A 15,986-nucleotide genomic window follows, 5' to 3' on the forward strand; every position below is an offset into this window, starting at 1 on the left:
TCCGCATTGTTACCTTATTGTTCCCTTTTAACCCATAATCATGACGGGTTAAACTCTTTTACGGAGCATCCAGACCTCCAGCAATGAATTTAGCTGATCCAGATTCAGGGGTTTGGTGATATAATCCGAGGCTCCTGCTTGCAAGCACAGCTCTCGATCCTGCGGCATTGCCTTGGCGGTAATGGCGATGACCGGCAGATTATGATGCTCCGGATGGGTTCGAATCTGGCGAATGGCCTCGTAACCATCCATAACCGGCATCATCATATCCATCAGCACGAGATCACATGGCACAGCATCCAGAACTTCCAGCGCTTCACTTCCATTGTTCGCCGAAATGACTTCTATACCGCCCTTTTCAAGGAAGCTGGTCAGGCTGTACACATTGCGAATATCGTCATCAACGACGAGCACCCTCCTGCCATAATAGGAGTTCAGCAACGAATCGGCCACCTCGGAAGCGGCTGCAGGAAACTGTTTTGAACGGTCCTCCAGCTGATTCCTTAACTTCTCTTCATCTGAAAGCTCCGACGGAGGCAATACCAGCGTATGGCCGGACTCATTACCCCAGCTCAATCCTGCTCCCTCAGCTAACTTTAGATCATGTAAGCGAGTTTCCGTATGCAAGGAAGGCACATACAGCGTGAAAATGCTCCCCACTCCGGGCTCGCTATGCACGGTCAAACAGCCCTGCAATAAGGATGCCAGCTCGCGGGAAATGGACAAGCCCAAACCTGTGCCGCCGAACTGGCGGCTTGTTGTACCGTCCGCTTGGCGGAAAGCTTCGAAAATTAGCTCCTGCTTGGCAGGATCAATGCCGATTCCAGTATCCTTAACCTCGAACGATAGGACGGATGTTCCGATCCGTTTCGGCAGAAGCTTGTCGACCGTCTCCTGACTTGCTTGCGAGATGACCAGCGATACTTCTCCCGCCGAGGTAAATTTGAAAGCGTTGGACAGCAGATTTTTGAGAATCTGCATGAGACGCTGTTCGTCAGTAACCATCAGATCCGGCACATCCATCCGGCGGATGACAGTGAACTCAAGGCCCGTTCGTTCAGCATGGCCCCGAAAAGCGGAATGAATCAAGTCAGGAAGCTCACTCAGATTGACAGGCTCCATTGCCACTTCCATTTTACCGGCTTCAATCTTGGAAAGATCGAGAAGGTCATTGATCAGCGTGAGCAGATCGGTTCCCGCCGAATGAATGACCTTGGCGAACTCCTCTTCCTTCGAAGACAGATTACGTTCCGGATTTTCAGCCAGCATCTGGGAAAGGATCAGCATACTATTGAGTGGAGTCCTCAGCTCATGAGACATATTGGCCATAAACTCATTTTTGTAGCGGGAGTTGCGCTCCAGCTCAGCAGCATAAAGAGTAAGCTCCTGCTGAATTTGCTCCAGCCTAAGCGACTTCTCCTCAGACAGCTGTACTTGCCTGCCCAACTGTTCGTTAGAAGTGGATAGCTCCTCCTGCTGTGATTGGAGCTCCTCGGCCTGTATCTGCAACTCCTCGGTCATGGATTGGGACTCCTGCAGCAGCGACTTGATCTCTTGGGCAATGTGGACACGATGCAATGCCACACCTAGCTGCTCCGCGGCTTCTGCGGCGAGCCGCTGCTCCAGCGCACTGAAGGAAGAGAATCGAGCCATCTCAAGCACAGCCATTACCCGGTTCTCATATATAACTGGGACGAGCAACAGATGTTGTGGCTGTGCACTACCAAGCCCCGAGCTAACTTTCACATAATCCTGGGGCATCTCATAGTGCCGCAGGCGCTGCTCAGCTGCGCATCTACCTACAAGACCTTCGTTATAATCGAAGGTTGGCAAGAGGCTTGCCCGCAGACCAGGCTCCTCCGCCACAGAAGCTGCTAGTCGGAGCTTACGGCCGGATTTGAAGGAATCCAGCACATACAGTACGGCATACGGAGCCTGCAAAGCTTCAGCCATCGCTGCGACCATAACCTCGCTCGTATCTTCACTGGTGGATGTCTGTTGCAACTTTCCTCCAAGCTCCAGTACTACTTGCTGCATCCAGCTACGTCCCTCAAAATCATCTAACAAGCGGTTAGTCGCCATCGCCAGGTCGGCGATCTCGTCGCGGGAGGTGATTGCGATACGTGTCGACAGCTGCTCCTTCCCAGGTATGTCCGCTTCCGTCATGCCAGTAATGGAATCAGTCACGCTCGTTAATGTACGGATAATAGAACGCGAAATTGCCCATGCGAATATGCCGGAAAGCGCCAGCGAGAACAGAAACAGTGAGATCAGGCTCGTTTGCAGGAGCTGATTGTTCTGATCAAGCTTCTCCAACCGCTGGACGACTTGCTGCTGCTCCGTCTGGCGGAAAGCGTCGAACATTCCACGTAGCTGATCCATATTTTGCTTGCCTCTGTCGACGGCATAAAACTCTGTAATCGCGTCCTGATCCCCTCTTTGCTTGGAGTCAATGATAGGCAAAGTAATATCCAACCATTCCTCAATCGATGCGTGCACCAGCTCCAGTGCCTTTGTTTGAGAGGAGTTGTCCTCCATCATGCCTAACAGCCGGCTGTAGTTGGATTGCCATTGGGAAAAGCCCGAGTGATACGGCTCCAAATAATTATCTTCTCCCGTAATAATGAAACCCCGCTGGCCGGTTTCCATGTCCAGCATATTCTTTTCAATGGCATAGGTCAGGTTCTGTACAGCAATATCATGCTCGGTTACACGCTCCGTTTCCCTCTGCACCGCTGACAACTGCGCGAATACAATCAGGATCGATACCGCGAGGCAGGTCAAAATAACGGCATAGCCGGATATGATTTTGCTGCGAATGGTGAATCTTCTTTTGGATAGGAGATTAGAGGCTGTTGCCATTGTTTTGCTTATGCTCCTGTCTTGTGCGCTGCACCGTCAAGCGGACAGGCATTGAATATATACCGTTATCTCAGGTTGTCGGCGATTTGCCACCGTCGATATTGAGAGCAGTTCCTGTCACATAAGAAGCAGCGCTGGAAACAAGGAACACAATGGCTTTGGCCGCCTCATTCGTATCTCCGATCCTGCCCAAAGGAATGTCATGACGCGCATCCTGCGCGTACTGCTCCCAAGTCAGCTCTGGACTTGTCCGCTTCCAGACCGCTTCAATTTGAGCGCTGCGAATAAGGCCGATGCATACCGCATTGACCCGAATTCCGAACTCGGCCAAGTCTCGGCTCATCGCCTTCGTAAGGGCAATGCCCGCCGCTCTAGATACCGAGGAGGGCAGTGATGATTTAGGCGGCGTTTTGCCTCCGATTGCAGTTACATTGACGATTGCCCCTCCACTACTCTTCATATAAGGAAGGACAGCCTGTGTCATCTGTACCGCCCCTAGCAGCTTGAGGTCCAAATCTGTTTTCCAAGCCAACGAGCCCACTTTCTCAAAAGGAGCTCCCGCAGCAGTACCAGCATTGTTGACTAGAATATCTAGCCCGCCATCCCAAGCGTCCGCAATAGAGCGGACAGCCTCGTAGACGGACGCTTCGTCCGACACATCTCCTTGAACGGCGAGTACTTCACCGCCTGTTTGCTCACGGATGCGTGCTGCTGCAGCCTCAAGCTCATCCTTTGTGCGCGCGATCAGGGCCACTTTCGCCCCCTCTTGGGACAAAGTCATTGCCGTTGCGAAGCCAATGCCTTTGCTGCCGCCAGTAACAATTGCTCTTTTTTGGTGCAGATTCAGATCCATAGGTCCTCCTTACCGCCAAAATTCTCTCTTAAGACGGGACATTTCCCGGGAAATCGACGCTAGTGTCGGAAGTTCAATTAATGAGAATTAACTTTCACATATAAACGGGCCCGCTCTTCCCAAATATCTCCGGGTTCCAGACTAAACAGTCCGATCTCCTCCGCAGGTAAATTGGTGTTAGGCGCATTGACAAGATTGACCTGCGGTTCAGGGCAAACAAAGTCCTTGCCTCCATTATTGTATAACATCCATTGTTTGTAGGAGGTACCCACATCGTATACAAGCGTTACATTGCGCTTCGTATCTGTCAGCTCCATCCGATTGCGGCCGTTCTGAGGCTCTACCGTATAATGGTGATCCAGCGAGGTCCAGAATGGATCAACGCCTTCTCCTTTCATCGCCTCTTCCTGCGGTTCAAGAGGAAGATAACGGCCCGTAGGCAGCATCCGCTCATTCATTTCCCAACGCTGGCCGACCGTGAGCTTCATCCGATAGTCGCTCTCCTTGCTACCAGGAGCAAACGGCACATTCAGCGTCGTATGGAAAGCAAGCAGGCATGGCATCGCCTCTTGTCCGTCGTTGCGCACAGTCACCCTCTGTGCGAGCCCGTCCGGGCTCAACGTATAATGCAGCTTCACCGTGTACCGGAACGGCAGGCGCCGATAGGCGCTATGCTCTTCATCGACACGCACCGACACGGTTACAAAGCTCTCTTCACCCTTGCTGCCGAAGCTCTCCACTTCCCATGGCACCTGATAAAGAAAACCATGCAGATGATTATCCCTTTCCGGTTCGTTCACTGGCAATTGATAGATTCTATCTCGAAACGGAAAGCGGCCATCCTCAAAACGATTAGGAGGAAATAACACAGGGATGCCCCATACCGTCGAAGTTTCCCGAAACTTCGACATATCTTCCTGTGAAGGCTCCCGCAGGAACCGATATCCTGTTGTCAGATCACGAAAAGCAATCATATTACCGCCGATTTCCGGCAGCATTACCGCCTCGTAAGTTCCTGCTCGCAAATAGATCGCTTTTTGGCCTTGATAGATGCCTTCAAATGCACTGCTTGCTCCCATTTCGCGACCGCTCCTCTCTATCATTCACTGCTACTAGAGTACCATATTGCTTGAATGTTTATCTATGCCGCTATACAGAATGTGGAGACTCCAGTTGCATAGAAAAAGCCTCTGAAGTCGCTGACTTCAGAGGCTGGATGCTAAGGTTTAGAGGTCGAGATGACCCCATTGGCCTTACACGAGTCATTCCAAGCTTAGAGCTTAGTATGACTCGATTGGCCTTACACGGTTTCATTTTGTTAGCGATCAACTGGATAAGGCTCTGTCGAAACGGAATCCGTCATCTTTTCTTGGCTATCTTTTGGCATGAACGGCCACCAGTTGGCTTGGCCGAACATCCGCACCATAACGGGGATGAATAACGGGAGAATGAGCACTGCATAAAGTAGCAGGCCAATAAGAACAATGGTCGCAATCTGCATCAGCGACATCACGCCGGAAGGAAGCATTGCAGCAAAAGTACCTCCAAGTATGACAGCAGCCGACAAGATAACCGATCCCATGTTGCGCATAGCTAGCAAAATCGCCTCTCGAACCGGCATATGCTTATACTCTCGGAAGCGATCCAGCAGGAAGATGCTATAATCAACGCCTAGAGCAATCAGCAGCACGAAGCTAAAGAATGGCACCGGCCAGCTAATGCCGGAATAATCCATGATTCGGCTAAAGATAACTTCCGCCACTGCCATTGATGTGTAATAGGTGATCAACAGCGATGCCATAATATAAGCTGGAATAACGAAAGAGCGGAACAACAGAATCAGAATGATCGATATTCCGATCATCATCAGAATGACGGTGCGGGAATAATCCGCTTTGGAAATCATATTGAGATCATGCTGCGTGCTCGTAATGCCTCCAACTGCATATTGGGAGTTGCTGAACTCCGTTCCAGCAAGGCCACGCTTAATCGCAGCTTCGACATCCGGAATACGGTCTAGCGTCTTCTTCTCATACGGATTGGAATTAAACACAACATCTAATGAAGCGATGTTTCCTTTAGTTGATACATAAGCGTTGACTGCTTTTTGGAACTCCTCGTCCTTTAGTGCCTGCTCCGGTAAATTCCAACCAGTCAGATCACCGTTCGGCGATGCCGAGAGTTCACTCAGATAGGACTTTGCATCCGACAATCCTGTGGATACTTGGTTGATGCCGTTTGCACTCTCGCTTAGTCCGCTGGTCAACTGATCCAACTGCTTATTCAGATCGACAAAACCTTGCTGAAGCTGCTTCTGACCGCCTTGCAACTCATTGAAGCCGGAAGTGACCTGTGGCAGCTTTCCGATGATCTGGCCTTGGCCGTTCGCTGCCTGAGAGATGCCCTTTTGAAGCTCGGAGATGCCGGAAACCAGCTTCTGTAAGCCATCTCCAAGCGCTGCTTGACCAGCGCTAGCCTGCTCCAGACCGCTATTCGCCTTGCCAAGACCTTGCACAGCTCCTGCAAGCTGCGTGTTTGCCTTTTGCAGTCCTTCGCCAAGCTGCTCTGCTCCTCCTTGCAAGCCGCCTAGCGATTGCATCGCTGCCTGGTACTGCTCATCAGCAGCCAGATCCGGGTACTTGCCGCCAAGCGCCTTCATCGCCTGTTCCAAGCCGGATAATCCTTGAGTTAGCTGCTTTTGACTATCAGCCAATTGGCCGTAAGCGTCGCTTAGTTGGCCTAAACCGCCCTCCGCCTGGCGGTAGCCCTTTAACAACTCACTGCTGGCAGCAGCCAGCTTCTCGGCGCTGGCCCGCGCCTGCTCCAGGCCCGTATTGAGCTCGGCTGCACCGGCCGAGCCGTCTTCCAATCCTCGCTGGATCCGACGGAGTCCGTCTTCCAGTTGCTCCACTCCGCTCTGCAGCTCGGCGGTGCCGCTGACTAGCTCACCAGCACCTGCAGACGCCTCCTCAAGCTTCGGAGCATTGGCAGCCAAGCTAGCGCTGGCATCCGACAACCCTTTGCCGATTTTGTCGAGTCCATCCGTGCTTTGACCGATTCCGCTCTCCAGTGTATTCGCTTGGGAAGCGACCTCCAGATCCTCCAAAGGTGCTCCTGTCGGCCTGGTCGCGCTCCGCACTAACTTAACGTCCTCAACCTTAGCCAGCTCGCGGCTCACCTGCTCCAGCGCTGCTAGACCCTCCTTCGTGTCGAAGCTCTTGTCAGCTTTTAGGACTACTGTAGAAGGCATTGAATCTCCAGGACCGAAGCTGCCCGAGACGATATTGAAAGCTTTCACTGAATTATACTTATCCCCGATTTCGTCAAGGGAGTTGAAGGAAATCGCATTGCGATAAGAAGTAAGGAACGGCACGATGACTATCGCCAGCAGCAGAATCGCCCACAGCGGCTTACGCATCGAGAAACGCCCCATCCGGCCCCAAAGCTTACTCTCGCTATGATCCAGCGCCCCCTTCCGCGGCCAGAACAACGCATTGCCGAGCACTGCCATGAAAAATGGCACCAGCGTCAGAAGTGCGAGCAGCAGCACTGCAACACCAACTGCAACTGCAACCGCAGATTTATACAGTGCAAAAGTCGAGAAGCCGATGGAGGAGAAGCCGATCAATACGGCAGCTCCAGAAATAAGTACGGTTCGGCCTGCCTGCTTGTAGGTGCGGACAATCGCTTCCGTCCGATCGAGGCCGCTTGCAAGCTCTTCTTTGTAGCGACTGATGATTAGAATGCAATAGTCCGTACCAATGCCGAACATGATTGCTACCATAAAGATCTGCGTGAAAGTAGAGATCGGGAAATCTGCATATTCCGCCAAAATAGCTACAATCGACTGAGAAAGTAAATAGCTAAGCCCTACAACCAGCAAAGGGATGAATGGTGCAACAGCGGATCTAAACACAAGGAAAAGAATAACGAGGATGAAAATGACCGTAATGTACTCCGTCTTAGCCAGCCCTTCCATCGAGCTGCGAGTCTGATCCTCTTCAACTAACCAACCTGAGGTGTAATAGTGCTCCACTTTGATTTCAGAAGCTGCGGCATACAAATTATCCTGCAGCTCCTTGTATTCCTTGCCACTCCTTTCAATCGAAACGAGCGCCAGAACCGTCTTGCCGTCTTTCGCTACGAGCTGATCCTCCAGCTCTTTCTGGTCGAACGGTCCGGTTACCGAGGCTATGCCAAGATTCTTCTGTCCGGCAATTGCCGTTAGACCACGTTGGATTTCTTCTTTGTCGGCTCCAGTCAGCCCCTCTGACCGATGGAAAACAAGCACAGCAGAAAGCTGATCCTTCCCACCGCTTGAGGAAGCAGATTGTGCTTCCTTCTCATTGAGCAGCTTCATTGCTTGCGAGGAGGAATATCCGTCCGGCACTGTAACTTGGCCTTTTTCCCTCACCAGTTGCTGCATATCTGGAGCCAGCAACATCAAGCCCGCTGCTAGCGCAATCCATGCGATTAATATTGCCCAGCGCCATCTTAGTATTATTCTCACCGCTAGTTCTCCCCTTTGTTCAGCCGATCTCTCTTATTACTTCAGCCTGGCTGCAAGCGCCTCAAAGGTTTCGATAAATTGAATCGCATCCTCGTCGCTGAAATCGCTAATGTAATGGCCAATCGTATCCGATATGAGCTGACCGAATTCCTCAGCCACTCGCTTCCCTTCTTCCGTTAAAACCAGATGTGTCACTCTTCGATCTTGCTGATCCGGCTTCCGATAAATCAGATTTTTGTCCACCAGCTTCGTAATAATAGAAGTGATGCTGCTTTTCCCTACGCAAAAAGCTTGAGCAAGCTCTGATGAGGTACTAACGACGTTCAGGCTCAAATACCTGATCATCGAGACCTGCTCCCGAGTCATATCAGCAGGAAGTTTATCCTGGACTAGAGCGTTAAATCTCCGAGTAACAGAAAAGCTCGCTGCTTCGTAGCGTTCAATAATAGGTTTCAATTGGGCGTTATCCATGCGGTACTCCCTTCGATACAAGTTCTATAATCGAACAATTTGATAATCGAACAATATCATAAAAAAAAGTCGCCTGTCAACAGACAAGCGGCTTTTATCTAACTCTTTCCATATCTTCATCGGCGAATATGTATAATGTCTAATTACTGAATACCGTTCGCCGAATTCACTCCATGTTTTAACACTAAACACAGTCACTAAATTGGTTTCATGCCTTAGCCTCAAACACGCTCCCGGACCCCACTTCATGCCCTAGTGATGAATACTGCTCTACGATGCTGGCTGCTTGCAGAAGAACTTCATGTGCCACTTCTTCCGGCCCGAGAACTCTTAGGTAGGGGCCGTAGCTGAGAAGCCTGGAATACAGCCAGTAGCCTTTGTAGCCCTCACATTCGACTAACAGCCAACCGTCCTCGCGAGTCTCAATCGCTTGAGGGCCGTAGTCATCCCTTACTCGGGTTTTCACACTTGGATGAAATAGAAGCCGCAAACGAATCCGGTATTCTTCATCCTCTTGCCAGCGCCGGTCGAGCTCCTGAATTGTCATGGAATGACGCTTGAAGCAGTCAGACAATACAGTCAATTGATCGATGCGGCTGAGACGAAAAGAGCGATAATCCTGTCTCAGCCTACAGTAGCCGTACAAATACCAGGTCATGTCTCGCATCATAAGGCCAATCGGTTCAATTTCCCTTTCGCTCTGCTTTCCCTGCCAGTCCATGTACATAATGCTAACGGCTGTGCAAGCCTCAAGCGATTGACTCAACTGCTCCAGCATCGCTCGTTGACTATCGTCGCCACGCCATGGATTAAGGTCGATTATCATACGGCTGCCAATTTCATCTGCAATACCTGCCGTTCCAGAGCGTTTCAGCAGCGCTCCAACCTTGTCGAGCAGTGTGCCAACCTGTTGCTCGCTTAGCACAGACTGTACTCCCTTGAGCGCCACAATAATGGAGCGCAACTCCTCAAGGCTTAAGTACTGTCTATCCAGCCGGAAACTCTCCATAATCTCATACCCACCGTCGAGGCCCGGGTACGAAATGACCGGAACTCCCGCTGTATTCAACGCTTCAAGATCCCGATAGATGGTCCTGAGCGATACTTCGAATCGGTCGGCCAGCTCCTGTGCGCCAACACGGCGTCTGCCCAGCAGGAGCATCGTTATGCCGAGCATTCTCTCCAGCTTCATCCCAGAATTCTCCTCCCATCCTATCATTCTCGTTACTTATTGAGCTGCAGTGGGTAAGAAAGGACAACAAGCCTCCGCCCTTTACCGATCACGGCTGCAGGCGTTACATTCCCTGAAAGAGGTGATCAGCATGACAGAACCCCGTGATAAAAAGCTGGATCAAAACAATTCAAGCATAGTGGACCGGGATCACCCGGAGCAATTCCCAACCAAGAAGGAAAGCCAAATGGATCGGGATCCCTCTCAACAGAACGTTGATTCTATCCCCGTTGAGGATCTGACGATCGAGCAGCAGGATGAAAAAGATAAAACACACACGAAAAACGATTCATCCAGCGCCCGCAAATACAACACCGGATTCTAGATCGGTAGCGACATTTGCTCCATCACTTCCACCACACGCCCCGGGCTGATTCCAGCTCCGGGTCTTTCCCTGAGCTTGAAAAGCTTGGCATGTAGTGTGCCTCCCTGTGGTTTTTCCGAAACTACTCCACTAACAGAGACTACGGCTTCACCAGCGCAAGGCGTTGTTCCACCAATGAAAGGCTCTGCTCCTTCAACGCAAGGCGCCGCTCCACCAACAGAAGCCGCTGTTCCATCAGCCCTAACAGTCGTTCCGACAGCATCGTGATCACTAGCAGAATGCGGCAGACCATGAATCCTCCTCAGCTCATCTACTCGACACTGTATCTCCTCCGAGTAACTGCGAATCGCGTATGCCCCTTGAAATATCCGTTCGTAAGTAGGTAGCGCTTCAGGAGCAACCTCTCGTAAAATGCTATAATACCAGTTCTTCACTTCTGGGCTCAGACGCAGTAGCGAGCTCATCATAAACTGGGCTCCGGAAGCCTTGACCGCCTGCATTAGCTCGTTTAGCTGACTTCGCGAATCTCCTAGCAGAGGCAAAATGGGAGCCGCAAACACTCCAACGCGAAAACCAGACTCCCTCAACTCACGTACAGCTCTAAGCCGCTGCCCGGAAAGTGGTGAGCCCGGCTCAAGCGAGCGAATCAGCCCATCGTCAAGCGTGTTCAGGCTAATATTAATCGAGAGAAGACGACAATCCGCTAACACATCCAAGTCGCGAAGTACGAGCGGAGAGCGAGTCGTGATAGAGAATGGAACCTGATAACGAGCTAGTACCTTGAGGCATTCCCTCGTGACCTTGTAGCTCCCCTCTGCGGACTGGTAAGGGTCTGTCGCTGTACCGATTGCGATATGGCCGATGTCCTGCGCAAGAACTGGGAGATCAAAGTTGCGACTCGCCGCCATACGATGAAGCTGCCGCTGCAGCGCCTCGGCCGCGTTCTCTTTAACGAGGATCCGGCTTTGAAAATCGTCGCTGTCCATCCCGATGAACGATTGAAAAGCTCTTGCATAGCAGAATCCGCAGCCATGCGCACAGCCGCGATAGGGATTGATTGACCAGCCGAATGGCATTTTTTCCTCTTTAACTCTTGTCATCAGCTGCTTGACCCCAATCGTCTCCCAATGAGCTGTTTGCATGCTGCACCTCCCAAACAAGAACATTTGTTCTCGTATATAGAAGTACTATACCATGCCCGCCCTCATCCTGCAATGGAAACCAATATTTACAGCTTTTTAAAGCTTTGATTCCTCGCGAAGCTGCTGCACCAGCTGGTTTATAAGCTCAGGCAGCCAATTGTCCAGCCGTTCAAATTCAAAACCTGCCGCCTCCGCCTTCCCATTGTCCATATACCAGGACTGTTCCACACCATAGGGCGACATGTTCTTCTGTGGTGCCTCCGGAGCCGTTATTGCCTTTTTGCCAGTGACCGTCTCAATAAGGCCAAGCAGTTCACTCAGAGGGATGCTGCCGGTGGAGCAAGCATTAACAGGTCCGGTCAGCGAAGCAGTCTTGAGCCAGCTCAAGAACCGTCCCGCTTCGTCAGAACGGATGAACTGAACTCTGGCCTCTGGTGCGGGCATACCAATCGTCTCACCCTTCATCACCTTTTCCACATGAAAATGCAGCCTCCGGGTATAGTCATCCATCCCGAGCACAAATGGAGGACGTACCATCACCGCCTGGAATGCAGTCCCATCAGCAAACACCGCCTCCGCTTGACGCTTGCCCTCCGCGTAGGACAGTGAATGTCGGTCAGTGCCTGTAACCGGATAGCCATAGGGGCTCCATTCCTCCTCCTTTTGTCCGTGCTCAGCAGGAAGATAGACCGACAACGAGGATACGAGAATGTACTTTTTCGTCTTACCTGTGAACATATTTACCGCTAACCGAGCATCGTCCGGCGAATAACAGATCATATCGTAAACAATGTCCCATTCTCTGCCTTGAACAGCTGCTTCGAGAGAGGCCCTATCTTCCCGGTTCAGCGTGAGTCTTTCCACCTCACCGTCGTAATGTACGACCGTTTGCCCGGTTGATCCTACAGATACCACATGACCCTCCCGAAGGAGCTCGTCGACCAGATGTTTTCCCATAAAACGTGTTCCACCCAGTACCAGAATCTTCATCAATATTTATCCCTCCTAAGCTTTATTGTTACTAATCATTCGCTGTATAAAGAATCAACCCTGCCCCTTTCGCTAAAGAAATAAGCTGAAAGAAACAGGGTTGTTCATGTAATTAACGTTCCTTTGAAAAAATAAAAAAGCCGCCTAAGTAGGCAGCTTCAACTGTTATTTATGGAGCGGAAGACGGGAATCGAACCCGCGACCCTCGCCTTGGCAAGGCGATGCTCTACCGCTGAGCCACTTCCGCATATGTAAAATAAATCAAAAAAATGGCGGAGCTGACGGGATTCGAACCCGCGGTCTCCTGCGTGACAGGCAGGCATGTTAGGCCTCTACACCACAGCTCCAGATAATCACATCAATTCCTATGTAGCAGGAAAGATTGGTTGCGGGGACAGGATTTGAACCTGTGACCTTCGGGTTATGAGCCCGACGAGCTACCGGACTGCTCCACCCCGCGCCAGTACAAATCTTCTTCAAAGCTTGCGCCCTGAAAACTGGATCGAACGATACGCCGTGCTGACCGGCTGTTGCTTCACTGATTTGGATAAGCCCTCGACCGATTAGTATTCGTCAGCTGCACGCATTGCTGCGCTTCCACCTCGAACCTATCAACCTAGTCGTCTTCTAGGGGTCTTACATACTGGGAAATCTCATCTCGAGGGGGGCTTCGCGCTTAGATGCTTTCAGCGCTTATCCCGTCCGTACGTAGCTACCCAGCTGTGCTCCTGGCGGAACAACTGGTACACCAGCGGTACGTCCATCCCNGTCCTCTCGTACTAAGGACAGCTCCTCTCAAATTTCCTGCGCCCACGACAGATAGGGACCGAACTGTCTCACGACGTTCTGAACCCAGCTCGCGTACCGCTTTAATGGGCGAACAGCCCAACCCTTGGGACCTACTTCAGCCCCAGGATGCGATGAGCCGACATCGAGGTGCCAAACCTCCCCGTCGATGTGGACTCTTGGGGGAGATAAGCCTGTTATCCCCAGGGTAGCTTTTATCCGTTGAGCGATGGCCCTTCCATTCGGTACCACCGGATCACTAAGCCCGACTTTCGTCCCTGCTCGACTTGTAGGTCTCGCAGTCAAGCTCCCTTATGCCTTTGCACGCTTCGAATGATTTCCAACCATTCTGAGGGAACCTTTGGGCGCCTCCGTTACATTTTAGGAGGCGACCGCCCCAGTCAAACTGTCCACCTGACACGGTCCCTCTGCCGGTTTCACGGCAGCAGGTTAGAACTCCGATACGATCAGGGTGGTATCCCAACGGTGCCTCCACCGAAGCTGGCGCTCCGGCTTCTTAGGCTCCCACCTATCCTGTACAGATCGTACCAAAGTCCAATATCAAGTTACAGTAAAGCTCCATGGGGTCTTTCCGTCTTGTCGCGGGTAACCTGCATCTTCACAGGTATTAAAATTTCACCGGATCTCTCGTTGAGACAGCGCCCAAGTCGTTACGCCATTCGTGCGGGTCAGAATTTACCTGACAAGGAATTTCGCTACCTTAGGACCGTTATAGTTACGGCCGCCGTTTACTGGGGCTTCGGTTCACAGCTTCGGATTGCTCCTAACCGCTCCCCTTAACCTTCCAGCACCGGGCAGGCGTCAGCCCGTATACTTCGCCTTACGGCTTCGCACAGACCTGTGTTTTTGCTAAACAGTCGCTTGGGCCTTTTCACTGCGGCCCCCTCGGGCTATTCACCCTACCGAGGCACCCCTTCTCCCGAAGTTACGGGGTCATGTTGCCGAGTTCCTTAACGAGAGTTATTCCGCGCGCCTTAGCATGCTCTGCTCGCCTACCTGTGTCGGTTTGCGGTACGGGCACCTTCACCTGGCTAGAGGCTTTTCTTGGCAGCTGGAGATCATAACCTTCGGTACTATAATTTTCCCTCCCCATCACAGCCCAGCTTTATACGGTTTGCGGATTTGCCAACAAACCAGCCTCACTGCTTGGACGGACACATCCATCGGTCCGCGTTACTACCCTTCTGCGTCACCCCATTGCTCATAACGGTTTACGGTGGTACAGGAATATCAACCTGTTGTCCTTCGACTACGCCTTTCGGCCTCGCCTTAGGTCCCGACTTACCCTGAGCGGACGAACCTTCCTCAGGAACCCTTAGGCTTTCGGCGGATCAGATTCTCACTGATCTTTTCGTTACTCATACCGGCATTCTCACTTGTGTACTGTCCACCAGTCCTTACGGTCTGACTTCTACCCATACACAACGCTCCCCTACCCAAGTACCTAATGGTACATGTCATAGCTTCGGTGGTGTGTTTAGCCCCGTTACATTTTCGGCGCAGAGTCACTCGACCAGTGAGCTATTACGCACTCTTTAAATGGTGGCTGCTTCTAAGCCAACATCCTGGTTGTCTGGGCAACTCCACATCCTTTCCCACTTAACACACACTTGGGGACCTTAGCTGATGATCTGGGCTGTTTCCCTCTTGACGATGGATCTTAGCACTCACCGTCTGACTCCCGGTTATACATGACTGGCATTCGGAGTTTGACTGGACTTGGTAACCCTTGGCGGGCCCCGCACCCAATCAGTGCTCTACCTCCAGCATGCTCAACACCGAGGCTAGCCCTAAAGCTATTTCGGGGAGAACCAGCTATTTCCGGGTTCGATTGGAATTTCTCCGCTACCCCCACCTCATCCCCGAATTTTTCGACATTCGTGGGTTCGGGCCTCCAGTGCGTGTTACCGCACCTTCACCCTGGACAGGGGTAGATCACCCGGTTTCGGGTCTACATCAACGTACTCTCTCGCCCTATTCAGACTCGCTTTCGCTGCGGCTCCGTCTTCCCGACTTACCCTTGCACGTGAACGTAACTCGCCGGTTCATTCTACAAAAGGCACGCCATCACCCAGTAATAGGGCTTTGACTTTTTGTAAGCGCACGGTTTCAGGTTCTATTTCACTCCGCTCCCGCGGTGCTTTTCACCTTTCCCTCACGGTACTGCTTCACTATCGGTCGCCAGAGAGTATTTAGCCTTGGCAGATGGTCCTGCCGGATTCCCACGAGGTTTCACGTGTCTCGCGGTACTCGGGATCCGTCTCGGAGGGAATGGACTTTTGGGTACAGGGCTTTTACCTCTTGTAGCGGGCCTTTCCAGACCTCTTCGCCTAACCCATTCCTTTGTAACTCCATGTGAGACGTCCCACAACCCCAAGGAGCAAGCCCCTTGGTTTGGGCTAATCCGCGTTCGCTCGCCGCTACTGACGGAATCACTATTGTTTTCTCTTCCTCAGGGTACTTAGATGTTTCAGTTCCCCTGGTATGCCTCACGCGACGCTATGTATTCACATCGCAGTAACTGGACATTACTCCAGCTGGGTTTCCCCATTCGGAAATCCCCGGATCAACGCTTGCTTACAGCTCCCCGAGGCCTATCGTGGTTCGCCACGTCCTTCTTCGGCTTCTGGCGCCTAGGCATCCTCCGTGCGCTCTTAGTAGCTTAACCAATGCTCCGGTTCTAACGAACCTTCGCTTCACCTTGTCCGAAGACAAGCTGACAGGTAAGCAACAGCTATCGGATGTTTCAGCATTTCATATCGTTCGTATCCAGTTTTCAAGGTACAAGGTGTTTT

Annotated in this window: 9 protein-coding genes, 3 tRNA genes and 1 rRNA gene; 1 reads left to right on the forward strand and 12 read right to left on the reverse strand. The window is 51.7% G+C overall.

What is annotated here, in order from left to right; genetic code table 11:
• Nucleotides 1-48 precede the first annotated feature (48 nt).
• The 6 genes from CGZ75_RS23980 to CGZ75_RS24005 form a co-directional block, all read right to left on the reverse strand.
• Nucleotides 49-2,862 (reverse strand): CHASE3 domain-containing protein, encoded by a 2,814-nt coding sequence (locus CGZ75_RS23980; RefSeq protein WP_089526948.1) that lies wholly within the window; start codon nt 2,860-2,862, stop codon nt 49-51.
• A gap of 70 nt (nt 2,863-2,932) precedes the next feature.
• Entirely contained in the window at nt 2,933-3,715 is a 783-nt protein-coding gene (locus CGZ75_RS23985; protein WP_089526949.1) for an SDR family NAD(P)-dependent oxidoreductase, read from the reverse strand.
• 77 nt (nt 3,716-3,792) lie between these two features.
• Nucleotides 3,793-4,794, reverse strand: a complete 1,002-nt coding sequence (locus CGZ75_RS23990) for an aldose 1-epimerase (protein ID WP_089526950.1) — start codon at nt 4,792-4,794, stop codon at nt 3,793-3,795.
• A gap of 239 nt (nt 4,795-5,033) precedes the next feature.
• The gene (locus CGZ75_RS23995; RefSeq protein WP_089526951.1) at nt 5,034-8,225 is read right to left on the reverse strand and encodes an efflux RND transporter permease subunit; all 3,192 of its coding nucleotides are present in this window, start codon (nt 8,223-8,225) and stop codon (nt 5,034-5,036) included.
• Between the two features lie 36 nt (nt 8,226-8,261).
• Entirely contained in the window at nt 8,262-8,696 is a 435-nt protein-coding gene (locus CGZ75_RS24000) for a MarR family winged helix-turn-helix transcriptional regulator (protein ID WP_089526952.1), read from the reverse strand.
• A 208-nt stretch (nt 8,697-8,904) separates the two neighbouring features.
• Nucleotides 8,905-9,888 carry a helix-turn-helix transcriptional regulator gene (locus tag CGZ75_RS24005; protein ID WP_245851133.1) on the reverse strand — a complete coding sequence of 328 codons (984 nt, stop codon included), beginning with the start codon at nt 9,886-9,888 and terminating at the stop codon, nt 8,905-8,907.
• Between the two features lie 130 nt (nt 9,889-10,018).
• Here CGZ75_RS24005 and CGZ75_RS24010 point away from each other — a divergent pair, with 130 nt between their 5' ends.
• A complete protein-coding gene (locus tag CGZ75_RS24010) occupies nt 10,019-10,252 on the forward strand; it encodes a hypothetical protein (protein ID WP_089526954.1) in 234 nt (77 codons plus the stop codon).
• Here the strand turns inward: CGZ75_RS24010 and CGZ75_RS24015 are convergent.
• The 6 genes from CGZ75_RS24015 to CGZ75_RS24040 all read right to left on the reverse strand — a co-directional run bounded on the left by CGZ75_RS24015 (nt 10,249) and on the right by CGZ75_RS24040 (nt 15,859).
• A complete protein-coding gene (locus CGZ75_RS24015) occupies nt 10,249-11,394 on the reverse strand; it encodes an SPL family radical SAM protein (protein WP_176445004.1) in 1,146 nt (381 codons plus the stop codon). The two genes, CGZ75_RS24010 and CGZ75_RS24015, sit on opposite strands and share 4 nt — an antisense overlap.
• Nucleotides 11,395-11,490: 96 nt before the next feature.
• Nucleotides 11,491-12,384 carry an NAD-dependent epimerase/dehydratase family protein gene (locus CGZ75_RS24020; RefSeq protein ID WP_245851137.1) on the reverse strand — a complete coding sequence of 298 codons (894 nt, stop codon included), beginning with the start codon at nt 12,382-12,384 and terminating at the stop codon, nt 11,491-11,493.
• A gap of 172 nt (nt 12,385-12,556) precedes the next feature.
• Nucleotides 12,557-12,631: transfer RNA gene (locus tag CGZ75_RS24025), tRNA-Gly, on the reverse strand.
• 23 nt (nt 12,632-12,654) lie between these two features.
• Nucleotides 12,655-12,731, reverse strand: a tRNA-Asp gene (locus CGZ75_RS24030).
• Nucleotides 12,732-12,767: 36 nt separating this feature from the next.
• Nucleotides 12,768-12,844: transfer RNA gene (locus tag CGZ75_RS24035), tRNA-Met, on the reverse strand.
• Between the two features lie 83 nt (nt 12,845-12,927).
• Nucleotides 12,928-15,859: ribosomal RNA gene (locus tag CGZ75_RS24040) — 23S ribosomal RNA — on the reverse strand.
• Nucleotides 15,860-15,986: the final 127 nt, after the last annotated feature.

This window comes from Paenibacillus herberti (assembly GCF_002233675.1).
Lineage (GTDB): Bacteria > Bacillota > Bacilli > Paenibacillales > Paenibacillaceae > Paenibacillus_O > Paenibacillus_O herberti.